At 61.2% G+C, this 14,275-nt stretch carries 16 protein-coding genes; 11 read left to right on the forward strand and 5 right to left on the reverse strand.

Features of this window, described 5'->3' with window-relative positions:
- The 4 genes from JJ889_RS04275 to purD all read right to left on the reverse strand — a co-directional run bounded on the left by JJ889_RS04275 (position 1) and on the right by purD (position 5,085).
- Positions 1-729 (reverse strand): sulfite exporter TauE/SafE family protein, encoded by a 729-nt coding sequence (locus JJ889_RS04275; protein ID WP_291891760.1) that lies wholly within the window; start codon positions 727-729, stop codon positions 1-3.
- A 663-nt stretch (positions 730-1,392) separates the two neighbouring features.
- Positions 1,393-2,457, reverse strand: coding sequence for a phosphotransferase (locus JJ889_RS04280; protein WP_291891762.1), 1,065 nt, complete (start codon positions 2,455-2,457; stop codon positions 1,393-1,395).
- Positions 2,454-3,743, reverse strand: a complete 1,290-nt coding sequence (locus JJ889_RS04285; RefSeq protein ID WP_291891764.1) for an amidohydrolase family protein — start codon at positions 3,741-3,743, stop codon at positions 2,454-2,456. Before JJ889_RS04285 ends, JJ889_RS04280 begins: the two co-directional genes overlap by 4 nt.
- A gap of 64 nt (positions 3,744-3,807) precedes the next feature.
- A complete protein-coding gene (gene purD / locus JJ889_RS04290) occupies positions 3,808-5,085 on the reverse strand; it encodes a phosphoribosylamine--glycine ligase (protein WP_291891765.1) in 1,278 nt (425 codons plus the stop codon).
- 120 nt (positions 5,086-5,205) lie between these two features.
- On the opposite strand from purD, the gene xseA reads away from it, so the two are divergent.
- The 8 genes from xseA (at position 5,206) to JJ889_RS04330 (ending at position 12,079) form a co-directional block, all read left to right on the forward strand.
- The gene (gene xseA / locus JJ889_RS04295; RefSeq protein ID WP_291891768.1) at positions 5,206-6,654 is read left to right on the forward strand and encodes an exodeoxyribonuclease VII large subunit; all 1,449 of its coding nucleotides are present in this window, start codon (positions 5,206-5,208) and stop codon (positions 6,652-6,654) included.
- Between the two features lie 44 nt (positions 6,655-6,698).
- Complete coding sequence (locus tag JJ889_RS04300; RefSeq protein WP_291891770.1) at positions 6,699-6,929, forward strand: DUF2093 domain-containing protein; 231 nt, start codon at positions 6,699-6,701, stop codon at positions 6,927-6,929.
- Entirely contained in the window at positions 6,926-7,813 is an 888-nt protein-coding gene (locus JJ889_RS04305; protein WP_291891772.1) for a M23 family metallopeptidase, read from the forward strand. The genes JJ889_RS04300 and JJ889_RS04305 overlap by 4 nt, the downstream gene beginning before the upstream one ends.
- 40 nt (positions 7,814-7,853) lie before the next feature.
- Positions 7,854-8,456, forward strand: coding sequence for a TetR/AcrR family transcriptional regulator (locus tag JJ889_RS04310; RefSeq protein ID WP_291891774.1), 603 nt, complete (start codon positions 7,854-7,856; stop codon positions 8,454-8,456).
- A 107-nt stretch (positions 8,457-8,563) separates the two neighbouring features.
- Positions 8,564-9,595 carry a hypothetical protein gene (locus tag JJ889_RS04315; RefSeq protein WP_291891776.1) on the forward strand — a complete coding sequence of 344 codons (1,032 nt, stop codon included), beginning with the start codon at positions 8,564-8,566 and terminating at the stop codon, positions 9,593-9,595.
- A 72-nt stretch (positions 9,596-9,667) separates the two neighbouring features.
- Positions 9,668-9,847: a hypothetical protein gene (locus JJ889_RS04320; RefSeq protein WP_291891778.1), complete on the forward strand. Its 180-nt coding sequence runs from the start codon at positions 9,668-9,670 to the stop codon at positions 9,845-9,847.
- A 1-nt stretch (position 9,848) separates the two neighbouring features.
- On the forward strand, positions 9,849-10,685 hold the full coding sequence (locus JJ889_RS04325) for a hypothetical protein (RefSeq protein ID WP_291891779.1): 837 nt from the start codon (positions 9,849-9,851) through the stop codon (positions 10,683-10,685).
- Positions 10,686-10,885: 200 nt separating this feature from the next.
- Entirely contained in the window at positions 10,886-12,079 is a 1,194-nt protein-coding gene (locus tag JJ889_RS04330; protein WP_291891781.1) for an LL-diaminopimelate aminotransferase, read from the forward strand.
- A 3-nt stretch (positions 12,080-12,082) separates the two neighbouring features.
- On the opposite strand, the gene JJ889_RS04335 is transcribed toward JJ889_RS04330, so the two are convergent.
- Positions 12,083-12,652 (reverse strand): YkvA family protein, encoded by a 570-nt coding sequence (locus JJ889_RS04335; protein ID WP_291891783.1) that lies wholly within the window; start codon positions 12,650-12,652, stop codon positions 12,083-12,085.
- A gap of 147 nt (positions 12,653-12,799) precedes the next feature.
- On the opposite strand from JJ889_RS04335, the gene JJ889_RS04340 reads away from it, so the two are divergent.
- The 3 genes from JJ889_RS04340 to JJ889_RS04350 all read left to right on the forward strand — a co-directional run bounded on the left by JJ889_RS04340 (position 12,800) and on the right by JJ889_RS04350 (position 14,245).
- Positions 12,800-13,018, forward strand: coding sequence for a hypothetical protein (locus JJ889_RS04340; RefSeq protein WP_291891785.1), 219 nt, complete (start codon positions 12,800-12,802; stop codon positions 13,016-13,018).
- A 154-nt stretch (positions 13,019-13,172) separates the two neighbouring features.
- Positions 13,173-13,844, forward strand: a complete 672-nt coding sequence (locus JJ889_RS04345) for a DsbA family oxidoreductase (protein WP_291891788.1) — start codon at positions 13,173-13,175, stop codon at positions 13,842-13,844.
- Positions 13,841-14,245: an MAPEG family protein gene (locus tag JJ889_RS04350; RefSeq protein WP_291891790.1), complete on the forward strand. Its 405-nt coding sequence runs from the start codon at positions 13,841-13,843 to the stop codon at positions 14,243-14,245. The genes JJ889_RS04345 and JJ889_RS04350 overlap by 4 nt, the downstream gene beginning before the upstream one ends.
- The last annotated feature ends 30 nt before the right edge of the window (positions 14,246-14,275 follow it).

Here is a 14,275-nt window from a genome sequence, read left to right on the forward strand (position 1 = left end):
TCACAAGGTGAGCACTCCGCGTATCACATAGATCGCGCCGACACCTGTCACGATCCATTTCGTCCAGTTTCTGAACTGCACATCGCTCATCAGGTCCAGCACCCGTGCGCCCAGCGTGGTGCCCAGCATGGACAGCGGGATGGCGATCAGCAGCCAGTGTGTCTGGGGCAGGGCGCCGGCCGCGATGGCGGGCAGGATGTAGTAGCCGATCTTGACGGTATGGGCGATGACCTGGGTGGCGGCCTTGGTGGCAACGATCGCACGCCGGTCCGCTTTCGTTTCGGTGAAGAAGACATCCAGCAAGGGCCCGGAAACACCGGAAATGACGTTGAGCCCGGTCACCACGAAGCCGCACAGCACCGCATGGGCCGGACGTTCGGCATCAAGGTGGACGTATTTGCGCGGTACCCAGATCAGTCCCGGCGTCAGGCCGAGAATGATGAACAGCCAGGCCTTGTCCAGTTCCAGGGTGAGGAAGCGCAGGACGGCCCCCGCCGAGAGCGAGCCTGCGAGATAGATCGCCAGTGGTCGCCACATCACCCATTTGACCAGCAGTACGGCTCGCCAGCCATTGGACACGAACTGGATCACCCCGTGCACCACCATGGCGGCGGAGACGGGCAGTATCAGCGCCAGCACCCCCATCAGGATCAACCCGCCCGCCATGCCAAACACGCCGGAGATAAAGGCGGTAGCAAAGACCGAGATGAGGAGGATCAGGATGGGCATGCTGGAGGCGTAGATCGCGTTGCCCGGTCGAGGCAAGGCTTGCGGAACAAAGAAAGAACAATTATAGGTTGTTCATGCGGCGTTTTCGAAAAGCCATCATCCGCGCGAAGCGGCGCCTGAAAGCGCTGTTGAGTTACAGGTTTCGAGCAAACCTCGCAGTCTGGCGAAGTTGGGAGCAATCATCTCGCGCGGCTGGCCTGGCTCTGGTCGGGCTGTCGATGTATGCAACGGGCGGTAGCGTGAACCCAGCCAGCCTCGCGGTTGGTCTCGCCTTCCTTGTGCTCAATGTTTATATTGCAAGGCGTCTGGGGCAGGCAGAAGAGGAAAGGTCATGACATTATGGAAGTGACACTCTGGCCCGCAGTCGTGCTCCTGGTTGTCGGTTGCGTTGCTGTCGGCATCGCGAGCTGGGCGGAGGACAACCGTCCTGACTGATGCGGTTCCGGAAAAAGCCACGGTGCAGCTGACTCGACGCCTAGCAGTCGCGTGGTTGCGGGGGACGCTAGTGCTCATGGCTATCTACTTGCTCATGGTGCTGGTCGACGAATTCCTCTTTGAGGTGAACATCGCGATTGCATGGTTCCATGTGCCGGTTCTGACGACCCTTGGCTTCGTCCTCCAGCTCTTATTCGTTCTGCTTCTTAATAGGCGCCGCGCCCGGCCCTAGGCCCCCGCATTCTTCGCAAAGCCGAGCGCGGCCTGCGCGAGCGGCGTGACGGCCTTGCCCATTTCCATCGCCTTGGCGTTGGAGGCATTGCCCTGAAGCGCGCGGGCATAGACGCCCTGGACGATCGAGGCGAGCCGGAAAATGTTGTAGGCGAAGTAGAAGTCCAGCTCGGGAATACCGTCGCGCTGGGTCCGCTTGCAGTAGGCCTCGACATAGGTCTGCATGGACGGGATGCCGTGTGCATCCAGGTCGATGCCCAGGAAACCGCCACGCACCTCCGGCGGCATCACCCAGCCCATCAGCTGATAGGTGAAATCGGCCAGCGGATCGCCCAGCGTCGAGAGTTCCCAGTCCAGCACCGCAATCACGCGCGGCTCGGTGGGATGGAAGATCATGTTGTCCAGGCGATAGTCGCCATGGACGACCGAGGTGCGTTCCTGTTCCGGTGCGGCCTGAGGCAGCCAGTCGATCAGCTTGTCCATCTCGGCCACGGTTTCGGTTTCCGCGGCGCGATACTGTTTGGACCAGCGACCAATCTGGCGCTCGAAATAATTGCCCGGCTTGCCGTACTCGCCCAGGCCCGCTGCGGCGTAGTCAATCGAGTGCAGCTGTGCGAGCGTGGCGTTGGACGCGTCATAGATCGCAGCGCGTTCGTCCTTGGGAACGTCGGGCAACAGCCCGTCCCAGAAGATGCGGCCCTCGACGAAATCCATCACGTAGAATTCGGTGCCGATGACATCTCGGTCCATGCACAGGCCGAACATGTGGGGCGCGGGAAAGCCCTGTTCGCCCAGCGCTTTCATCACCTGGTGTTCACGATCAACCGCGTGGGCTGACGGCAACAGCTTGCCCGGCGGCTTGCGGCGCAGGACGTAGGACTTGCCCGGTGTGTCTAGCTTGTAGGTGGGATTGGATTGCCCTCCCTTGAACTGGCTCACGGTGAGCGGACCGGAAAACCCGTCCACATGCGCCTGCATCCATTCGGTCAGCTGGCCTTCGTCAAAAGCCAGCGCATCGGCGACCGCCTTGGTGCCGGAGAAGCTGTCGTTCAGATTGCTCATTGGTTCCTGTGTACCGTTCCACCTTGCATGACAAAATCAACGTCCATCAGTTCGCTGATGTCCTCAAGCGGGTTTCCGTCAACGGCGATGATATCGGCAAACTTGCCGGCCTCGATCGTGCCGATCTGCTCCGCCATTTCGATATGGTCGGCTGCATTTACGGTCGCTGAGACGATGGCTTCCATCTCGGTCATGCCGGCCTCGACCAGTAACTGGAATTCGCGGGCATTGAGGCCGTGGCGGGATACGCCGCTGTCAGTGCCAAACGCGATCATCACACCACCTTCGTGCGCACGTTGCGCCATGGCCAGCATTTGCGGTCCAACCCTGAGTGATTTCTCACGGATCGGCGGGGTCATCCAGTCGGCGGTTTCAGCGATCTCGGAAACGGTCACGCCGGCCAGGATGGTGGGAACCAGATAGGCGCCGTTGCGACGGAAAAGTCGCATGGAATCGCGGTCGAGATAGGTGCCGTGCTCGATCGACGCGCCACCGGCTTCCAGGAAGGAATTGATGCCGCTGACACCGTGGGCATGCGCGGTGACACGGCGTCCCATCATGCGGGCCGCCTCGACAATCGCGACCAGCTCGTCGTCGAAGAATTGCTGTTCTACACCGGCCGCCGTGTTGGACAGGACACCACCGGTTGCGGTGATCTTGATGACGTCAACGCCGGAGCGGACGAGTTCGCGCACGGCTCGGCGACAATCGGCCGGGCCGTTACAGGCGGCGCGGCTGGACAGGAGATCCATTACTTCGGTGGAATAGCCGTTGATATCGCCATGGCCGCCGGTCGGTGTCACCGCCGGGCCGGAGACACGCAGGCGCGGACCGATGACATCGCCATCGCGGATCGCATCACGCAGGGCGATGGAAGCCTCCAGTTGTCCACCCACTTCCTGGGCAGAGGTGAAGCCGGCCATCAGCGTGGTGCGGGCATGGCGCGCCGCGTCCAGGGCATTGTCGGCGCTGGAGAAGGTCACGGTGTTGATGCGGCCATTCGGGCTCAGCTCGCCCTGCAGGTGGACATGACTGTCGATCAGGCCAGGCAGGACAAACTGGTCGGACAGGTCGATGATCTCGGCACCGTCCGGGCTTGCGTAGCCGGCCTGGACACTTTCGATCATGCCGTCGCGAACAAAGATGGATTGTTCACTCAGCGGTGTTTCGCCGGGCACGGCCAGAAGCTGGCCGGCATGGATGACCGTCAGCGGTGCCTCGTTCTGGGCGTGGGCAAAGGACAGGCTGAACGCGGCGGCACCCGCCGCCAGAATAGCTCGGATCATGACTTGCTCCCCTTGTTGCCCAACAAGATGGAGGAGAAAACGCCGCTGTCAAATAGCGCTGTGATTAGTGGCGTTTGAGGGCGCGCCAGGCGATGTCGCGGCGGCAGAAACCCTGCGGCCAGTCCAGCACATCGACAGCGGCATAGGCACGGTCGACGGCATAGTGGAGGTTGTCACCGGTTGTCGTGACATTGAGCACGCGCCCGCCTGCCGCTGTGCGTTCGCCGTCAGCATTGCGTGCAGTGCCGGCCTCGAAGACGGTAACGCCCTGCATCGCATTGGCTTCATCCACGCCCTTGATGACCGTGCCTTTTTTGTAGGAGCCCGGATACCCATTGGCGGCCATGACTACGGTGATGGCCGGGCGGTCAGACCATGCAAGTGGTGGCATGTCTGCCAGCGTGCCTCGGGCGCAGGCGTCGAGATAAGGCACAAGATCGCTGTCGATCCGGCTCATCAGGACCTGGCATTCCGGATCACCGAAACGGATATTGAACTCCACCGTCTTGGGGCCTTCATCCGTGACCATCAGGCCGGCAAAGAGAACGCCCTGGAAAGGTGCGTCTTCGCTGGCCAGGCCCCGGGCGACCGGTTTGATAATGGTGCGCATGGCGGTTTCGATCAGCTCGTCCGTGGCGATCGGGGCCGGGCTGTAGGCGCCCATGCCGCCCGTGTTGAGGCCGGTATCGCCTTCGCCGACACGCTTGTGGTCCTGGGCCGCGCCGCAGAACATCACCGTCTTGCCGTCGCTGAGCGCGAAGATGGAGACTTCCTCGCCCTGCATGAATTCCTCGATCACCAGCGTCTTGGAGGCGTCGCCGAACTTGCCGGAGAGGAATTCATCGATCTCGGCCTCGGCCTCCTCGCGGTCGGTCGGGATGACCACGCCCTTGCCGGCCGCCAGACCGTCAGCCTTGAGCACATAGGGCGGAGTGAACTGATCCAGAAAGGCCTTGGCCTCCGCAGCGTCGGAGAAAATGCCGTAGCGCGCGGTCGGTACGTTGTGGCGGGCATAGAAATCCTTGGCGAAGGCCTTGGAGGTTTCCAGCATGGAGGCCGCCTTGGACGGTCCGAAAACGGCAATGCCGGCGTCGCGCAGCATATCGGCAAGGCCGTCACACAACGGGTTCTCCGGTCCGATGACGACCAGATCGACGGCCTCGGTCTTCGCCAGCTCTGTAAGAGCTGCCAGGTCGGAGACGGGGATGTTATGACAGGTCGCCATCTCTGAAATGGCAGCACTGCCCGGCGCCGCGTGGATCTGTGTGACTGTGGCGCTCTTGGCGATTTTCCAGACCAGGGCGTGTTCACGCCCACCGGAACCGACAACAAGAATCTTCATGGGATGCCTCGCGTGCTTTTTGGCCTGTCACTCTCGGGTCCGTCACTAACTCAAAGCCGGGTCCTTGTTGAGTCTCACTTGCCGTTGCAGATCCGGGCGTTCCAGAATACCAAGATTCCAATGTCTGAACCGAGCCGCAATATCCACGAATTCTCCGTATCCGAACTGGCGGGATCGCTGAAGCGCACCGTCGAGGATGCCTTTGGCCATGTGCGTGTGCGCGGCGAGCTGGGCCGGGTCGTCGTGGCCAAGTCCGGGCATGTCTATTTCGACATCAAGGATGAGCGCGCGGTCATCAATACCATCGCCTGGAAGGGCACGGCGGCGCGCTTCCGTTTCCGCCCCGAAGAGGGCCTGGAAGTGATCATCGAGGGTCGCATGTCGACCTATCCGGGCCGTTCGCAATACCAGCTGATCGTGGAATCGATGGAGCCTGCCGGCGCCGGCGCGCTGATGGCGCTGCTGGAAGAGCGCAAGAAGCAGCTGGCGGCTGAAGGCCTTTTCTCGCCGGATCGCAAGAAGGCCATCCCCTTCCTGCCGCGCACGATCGGCGTGGTGACGTCTCCGACCGGGGCAGTGATCCGCGATATCCTGCATCGACTGGAAGACCGTTTTCCGCGTCATGTCCTGCTCTGGCCGGTGCTGGTGCAGGGCGAGGGGGCTGCGAAACAGGTGTCCGAGGCCATTCGAGGCTTCAACGCCATCGAGCCGGGCGGACCTGTGCCGCGCCCTGATGTTCTCATTGTTGCCCGGGGTGGTGGTTCCATCGAGGACCTGTGGGGGTTCAACGAAGAAGCTGTTGTACGTGCTGCCGCCGACAGCGATATCCCGCTGATCTCGGCCGTGGGCCACGAGACCGATACCACCCTCATTGACTATGCCTCCGACAAGCGCGCGCCGACACCAACGGGGGCTGCCGAGATGGCGGTGCCGGTGCGGGCCGAGCTCAAGGCTCGGTTGGATACGCTCAGTGGTCGCCTGGTTGGTGCGCTCTCTCGCCTGATCGAGCGACGGCGTACTGATCTACGTTCAGCTGCTCGCGCACTGCCCAAACCAAACGCGCTGCTGGAGCTCAAGCGTCAGCGGTTCGACATGGTCGCCGACCAGCTCGACGGCGCGCTGCTCAATGCCACGGCGGAAAAGCGTTCGCGCCTTCTGGTCATCAGCGCGGGGCTGAAGCCCGGCGCCTTGTCACGCGATATCAGCCAGCGCCGGGAACGCATCAATGACCGGGCCCGCCGGCTCGAACCGGCCATGCAGCGGCAATTGCGCGATCAGCGCCAGCGGCTGGACAGCTGGGGTGCACGCCTTAATTCGCTCAGCCACCAGTCAGTGCTCTCGCGCGGCTTTGCGCTGGTCTACAATGCCGATGGGAAGCTGGTGCGCCAGGGAGCGGACCTGAAATCCGGGGAGACGATCGATCTGGAATTCGCCGATGCGCGCCGCCATGCGGTTGTGGATGGCGCGGCCAGTGACACGCCGCCGCCTGCCGCGCCTGCCATCAAAAAGCCGAAACCCAAGCCCAAAAAGGCAAAGCCGACACCGGAAGGCCAGGGCACATTATTCTGATAAGCTCACTCCCGGTTCACCGGGGGCCGTGTTAGAGAGTCGATATGACCGATAATTCCTTTGATGCCGAGTTCCAGGGCGAAGCCGTGCTTGAGTATGGCGACAGCGATTTCATCATCCTCAAGCCGGGTGCGTACGTGAAATGCGCCGTGAGCGGTGACACCATCCCGCTGGGTGAATTGCGCTACTGGAATGTGGACGAGCAGGAAGCCTACAAGGATTCCATTATTGCCACTGCCCGCTGGCGCGAACTGCATGCGGGACCGGGGCAGTGATCGCGCTGGCGCTCTCCCTGGCCCTGTTGGCCCAGGACGCGGATCCGATCGGCGATCTGATCGCGGAGAGTGGTGACAGTTTCGCTGGCGTTTCGGATTTATCGTCTGCCTGTATCGGCGAATTCCGCGAGGGCGGTTTTCTCCTGTGCAATTATGGCCCGATGAGCCGTGTTACGCTGGGGGATGTGAGCGCTGACGCCGATGCAGATGGTTGGGCCGTGATCGCCCTGCCGCGCCAGGCTCCCGAGACGCTGAACTTCCGTGTCGAACTCACGGGGCCGCAGGCACAGGATCCTGTGTTGATCGATGAGCCGCGCACGATTGCCCAGCGCGAATACGATCTTCAGCGCGTAAACGGTGTGCCGCAGTCCACGGTGACGCCGGACCCGTCCACCCTGCCGCGCCGTCAGCGTGAATACGCACAGAAACAGGATGCCTTCAACTCGACCTGGGACGGTCAGGGTTTTCTCGATGGATTCGTGCAACCCGCCGACGGCATCACCACCGGCGTTTATGGCTCTGCCCGCATCTATAATGATGGGTCCGAGCGTGGTGTTCACTGGGGGCTCGACTGGGCCAATGAGACCGGAACCCCGGTTGTTGCACCGGCCAGTGGCCTTGTGACCCTGGCCGAGCCGGACATGTATTACGAAGGTGGTCTGATCTTCATCGATCACGGCCAGGGATTGGTCTCAGCCTTCCTGCACCTCTCCGATGTTGTTGTTGAAGAGGGGCAGTTCGTGGAGCAGGGCCAGCAGATCGGCGCGATCGGTGCGACAGGGCGTTCAACCGGCCCGCACCTGGACTGGCGTGTGAAACTGCGCAACCAGTTCTATGCGGACCCATCGACCCTGCTCGAACTGGACGTGTCCGGCCTGCGCTAGTCATCTGGACTTCAGTCCAAAACTGCCAGATCATCTGCGCATGGATGAACTTGCGCCCCCTCGTCCCCTGTCCCAGAGGGCAAAGGCAAATCGCGACCGTATTTATACGGCGGCGATCGAGCTGATCCGCGAGCGCGGCTATGACGAAGTCACCATGACCGATATCGCCAAGGCGGCGGGCGTCGCCCGGGCAAGTGTCTTCAATCACTTCCCGGCGAAGTTGGCTTTTCTCGGCGAGTGGTTCGAGCGTTTTACCCGACAGGTCCTGCGCGAGGCCGGTCAGCAGACCGGTAACAGCGCCTGGGCACGGCTGGTTTTTGTGCTGGAGGCGATGGGGCGCGGTGCGCACGCCAACAAGGACATCATCATCCATGTTGCCTCGCTGGCGATGGGGCATGGCCCGCTGGCCGCGACCGAGGCAGAACTGGATGATGAGCTGCAATTGTTTTTCGCCGACATCATCCGCCACGGCCAGCGCGAGGGCGAGATCGATCCCGGGCTGGATGTGGATTTCCTGGCCGATATGTGGGTGGGCCTTCTGACCGTGACCGCGCATGACTGGGTCAATCGTGGTCAGGTCTCTGATTTGTCTTCGGATCTAAAGTCGCGTTTCCAAACACTTTTTCGTGGAATCGAAAAGTAACTGCAGAAATCTGCATCCAAACTTGGACCTGAGTACATCAAAGGGTCAGATCGCAAATTGGACTGGGATCCATTTTTGCGGTGGCCCGGGTACTGGAAGGAGTTTCGATGTCCCGATTTTTGACCACCAGCGTGCTGGCGCTCGCAATGAGCACTGCCGGTGCGGCTGCAGCGCAGACTGACGACACGCCCTGGCAGGCGGACATGACCGCCTTCCTGGAAGTGCTGCACGCGGAACACGACAATCCCTATTTTCATACGTCGCGCGAAGATTTCGAAGCCGCGGTCGCTGCCTATCGGGCTGAATTGCCGGAAATGAGCCGGGCGGAGCGCGTTACCGGTTTTGCCCGTGTCGTCGCGCTGGTCGGGGATGGCCATACCTGGATGCCGATGTACCGGTTGCCGTTCGATGGCTTGCCGCCGGGACCAGGGTTCTCCTCGTTGCCGGTGCGTTTCGAATTGTTCGATGACGGGCTTTATGTCGCTGGGGCCGGTGAAACACAGAACGCGATGCTCGGTGCACGCGTGACCGCGTTTGGCGATGTTGCTGCCGAGGAAGCGATCGCGCGGGTGATGGAACTTTTGCCCGCCGACGCGACCAATTTCGCCCGCGAGTTTGTCGCTGAATGGCTGATGCAGATCGAAGTGTTACAGGCGCTGGGACTGGCCGATGAGACCGTACAGCTGGAGGTGGCCGACGGCCGCACGGTTTCGCTCGAGGCCCTGCCAGCAGATGCGATCTACAACTGGGTGTTCTCCATGGATGACGGCCCGATGGGGCAGCAGGGCTGGTGCACGGCCAGCGCTGACCAGCCGTACTGGCAGGAGGCTTTCGACGGCGCTTACCGCATCGCGGAGCTGGAAGACGCGACCTATCCCCAGTTCACCGAGATCCGCGACTGGGAGGGGCAGAGTTTTGCAGGGCTCGCCGAGGCGGCTGTCGCCCAGGCCGAGGCCCGTAATGCTCCCGCCCTGATTATTGACCTTCGTCGCTGTCTTGGTGGCGATGGTTCGCGCAATGACGGCTTTATCGATGCCCTGGCTGAAAGCGAGATCCTGAATCGCGACGGCCGGTTGATGGTGCTGACCAGTCGTTCCACCCATTCTGCTGCCGTTATGCTGGTCTCGTCGCTGGAGTAGCGAACGCAAGCGATCTTCATCGGCCAGGGGACAGCGGATCGGCCTAATCACTATGGCGAGACGAATATCTTCGTGACGCCGAATTCCATGCTGCCGATCATTCACGCCAGCGAATACTACCAGACCTCATTTCCGGGCGATGACCGTCGCTTCCGCGCGCCTGATATCGCTATCCCCTACACCTTTGCGGACTACGCCACCGGCTCCGACGCCGTGCTCGACGCCGCCTTCAATACCATCAACGGAGACTGACATGTCCCTCAAGAACATCCTGCTGGGCGCCGCAACCGGTGCCGCCTGTCTGACCGCCTGCGCCCAGGCTGAGAATCCCTGGACCTACGACGCCAGTGATGACCGCATTGGCCGGATCTATTACTACGAGCGCTCCAACACTGATGGCACGCTGGATGAGCGCATCACCATTTTCCGTCGTAGTGCGACCGAGGTTGCGGTGTACAAGGAAAACGGGCTGTGTCGCCGTGCGGCTCTCGTCACCGCGACGCTGGATCTGGACACACTCACCGCTCCGGTAATCACCGGTGGGCAGCTGCAGCCGAATGCCCAGCACTTCGATTTTGCCTTTCTCGAGCGGAACGAGGAAACGGGGCAGGTGGATATGCTGGTGCAATTGCCGGACATGGAGATCCGCAATGAGGCGCAGATCCAATATCCGAACTGGATGTTGTTCGATTTCGACCTTGCCAGTTTTACCGTCGCAACGCCGCACCTGGATAATCCGCAAGCGGGTTTCGAATTCGGAATGGCCCTGCTTTGGGCCGACCCGTCGGCGCCGGACCCGTTCTACTGGATGGGAGACGTCAGTGCTGAATTCGAGGGTCAGGCCCAGCACCTGGGTGTGACCAGTCTGGAATACCGCCTGACCGGGTCGGCATTTGAGATTGAACTGTCAACAGGCGAAGAGGGGCGTCTCTGGCTCGATGCGGAAGATGGCCATGTGGTCGACGCGGTCATGCCGGTACCCAATCATCCTGGATATACAGACTTCCGCCTGCGTTTGCTCGATATCAGCGATGGTGGCGAAGCCGAGTGGGCGGCTCTTCTTACGGCTCATTTCGAGGGTTGCGAATAATCCCGACCTGGCCGGTTGTCCCCTTCGCACCAGGCCGGCCACATAATGCCTCCGGGATCCGCACTCCCGGAGGCATTTTTGTATGGCCACAATCTCTGCATCAACATGCCTATTTACGGCCCGATCCTGCCACTAGGCTCTTGCCTTCGTGGATAAGGAGGCGTTTGATGGAAAATATTCCTGTTTGCAGAGATTTATCGATGGAATTTCACCGAACGAAGCGCCTTCCGCCTTATGTTTTCGAAGAAGTAAATCGTCTTAAGGCGAGTTTGCGGTCAAATGGTGCGGATATCATCGATTTCGGCATGGGAAATCCCGATTTGCCGACGCCGCAGCATATACTCGACAAGCTGAAAGAGACGGCCGAGGCGCCGCGCACCAATCGCTACTCCGCCTCGCGCGGTATTCCTGGCCTGCGCAAGGCGCATGCGCGCTATTATGAACGACGCTTCGGCGTGAAACTCGATCCGGACACGGAAACGATCGTCACGCTGGGCAGCAAGGAAGGCTTCGCCAATCTGGCGCAGGCCATCACCGCCCCGGGTGACGTGATCCTTGCGCCCAGCCCCTCCTATCCCATCCATACATTCGGCTTTTTGATCGCAGGCGGCACGATTCGCCACGTCGAGGCGCCGAGCCCGGAGGAATACCTGCGCGGGCTGGAGCACGCTGTGAACCACACCGTACCCAAACCGATCGCCGTGGTGATCTGTTACCCATCCAATCCGACAGCGCAGACGGCGAGCCTGGAATTCTACGAGGACGTGGTGGAGTTCGCGCAGAAACACGACCTGCTCATCCTGTCGGATCTGGCTTATTCAGAGATCTATTTCGGTGACGAGCCGAGCCCGTCCATGTTGCAGGTCGAGGGTGCCCGGGAGCGCACGATCGAGTTCACCTCGATGTCCAAGACCTATTCCATGGCCGGTTTCCGGGTCGGTTTTGCAGCGGGTTCGGAACGGCTGGTCGCTGCGCTTGCGCGCGTGAAGTCCTATCTCGACTATGGTGCCTATACGCCGGTGCAGGTGGCTGCCTGTGCCGCGCTCGACGGTCCCCAGGATTGTGTCGAAGAGACCCGCGCCATCTACAAACACCGCCGCGATGTTCTGGTGGAGAGTTTTGCCCGCGTGGGCTGGGATATTCCGTCGCCGGAAGCCTCTATGTTTGCCTGGGCGCCATTGCCCAAGGGGTTCGAGGATATGGGCTCACTGGCCTTTTCCAAGGCGCTGATGGAGCATGCCGGGGTCGCCGTGGCGCCGGGCATCGGGTTCGGAGAGCATGGGGAAGGGTATGTGCGCCTGGCGCTGGTCGAGAATGAACAGCGTATTCGACAGGCTGCGCGCGGGGTCGGCGAGTATCTGAAAACCCGCCAACCCCAGCTCAGAGCGGTCTAGATCTTAGAAGTAGCGGATCGCGAAACCGGGGCCGCCACCAAAACCGCCGGACAGGGAGCGGGAACGCTTGCGGCGGCGGTGCATGCGTGACTGCATGACCTTGCGCGCTTCTTCCAGCGTCGGCTTGTCCTCTTCATCGCCACCTTCAGCGAGATCCTCGCGGTGCGCGACAAAGTCGGCATAGGCATCCAGTTCAGGCGCCAGACCTGCGCTGACCAGGTCGATCATGATCGCGTCGTCGATATAGCCGATGCCGGGGATGCCATCGGGTATCAGGTCGTCCGGATCTGCAAAATATGCGAGGGCGTCGAGCACACGCTTGCGGTCCTCACCGGAGAGTTTCCAGTCCTCGTCGCGCACCATGGCGACAAGCGGATCGAGCTTTTCCAGGCGCTCGGTGACAAATTTCGGCGGGTTGGCAGCGATGGCTTCCTTCTTCATCGCGGCAATGCCCTCGATGACCATCTGCTCATCATCCGCACGATTGTCGCGAGCCTTGTCCAGACGCTCCTTGAAAAAGGCCAGGTCGCTCTCGCTCAACTCGAATTCGACTTTCAGTGTATCGCCCGACATAGGTTCCTCGCGATTAGGGTGGATAGCTCCGGGAGCATGAAGAGACTTGAATCGTGCCCAAGGGTCAAATGAACTTGCTAAGTATCCCTTAACCCTTTGCGCACTTCCCGCTCGCATTGCAGCGGGAGCGGTGGCTTACTTATTGTCATGAGCATCGCCTTCAATACCGCCGTTTCCGGCATGTCAGCCGCCGAGGCCCAGTTCAGCGCTGCGGCGAGGAATGTGGTCGAGAAAGCGGCCCAGGGCGAAGACGTTATTCAGGCGAGCATCGCCGTAAAGAAGGCCGAGGCCGCACACGGTGCTGCCACAGCCATGGTTCGAGTTACCAGCGAGATGACGGACACACTTCTCGACATAACCGTCTGATCGCATCCGGTCCGGGTGGCCGGTGGGCATCATCCCCCTTCGTAGTCTCCATTGGCGTGTAGTCCACAGGAGGGGATGATCGCCCCACCCGGGGCCGTCCGGCAAACCTGTAACAGTCCTCGCATTTTTCTCCGAAACATCCTAACTGACGGGCATGAGCAAAACCGTCTCCGTCGACATTGTCGCTGATTTTGTCTGCCCCTGGTGCTGGCTGGGCAAGAGAAACTGGGATGCGGCCCTGAAACAGGTGCCCGACATCAAGGTTGAAACGACCTGGCGTCCCTATCAGCTGGATCCGACCATCGCCCGCGAGGGGCGCCCCTATCGCGATTACATGAAGGCGAAATTCTCCGGTGAGCATGCCGAGCGCTGGAAGCAGATGCGCGAGTATCTGGAAGCTGCCGCGCCGGATGCCGGGATCGAGTTCCGCTTTGACGATATCAAGACCCGTCCGAACACGCTCAACGCCCATCGCCTGATGCGCTGGGCTTCCGGCCAGGGCAAGGCCGAGGCCATGGCCGAGGAATTGTTCGAGGCCTTCTTCAGGCGCACCGAGGATATAGGCGATCCCGCCGTGCTGGCTGCCTGTGCCGAGGCGACGGGCCTGGAACGCCCGATCATCGAGGATCTCCTGTCCTCCGATCGTGACGAGAAGGCGGTCTGGGACGAGGAAATGTTCTACCGCAAGCTCGGTGTCTCCGGCGTCCCCACCTATATTTTTAACGGCCAGTTCGCGGTCTCCGGTGCGCAGGAACCTGCTGCGTTGGCCGATGCCATTCGTGAAGCCCTGAAAAATCCTGTTGAGGAAGAGGAAGTATCCCAATGACCGAGATCCAGGCAGTCGGCCTTTATGCCGGCCTGAACCTTCTCCTGATGATTTTCCTGGCTGCGAATGTTGTACGGCATCGCCGTCGCACCTCTATCAGCCTGGGTATCGGAACTGATGCCGATCTTGAACAGGCAGTCCGGGCTCAGGCGAACTGTCTTGAAAATGCTGTGCCGGGCCTGCTCGCGCTGACGCTTCTGGCACTGACCGGAGCTTCGGCGCTGGTCTTGCACGGTTTTGGTGTAGCCCTGACCTTTGGACGACTGGCCCACGCCCACGGACTGCTCAGCCGTCCCGGACGCTCCTTCGGGCGTTTTTATGGCACCTTGATCACCTGGCTGAGCCTGCTGGGCATGGCCGTCCTCCTGGTGCTGACGCCCTTCATTCCGGCATTGCAGTAGGCACGGGCAGAGGGCTATAGCCGAGGCATG

The organism is Maricaulis sp., assembly GCF_017643475.1.
GTDB lineage: Bacteria > Pseudomonadota > Alphaproteobacteria > Caulobacterales > Maricaulaceae > Maricaulis.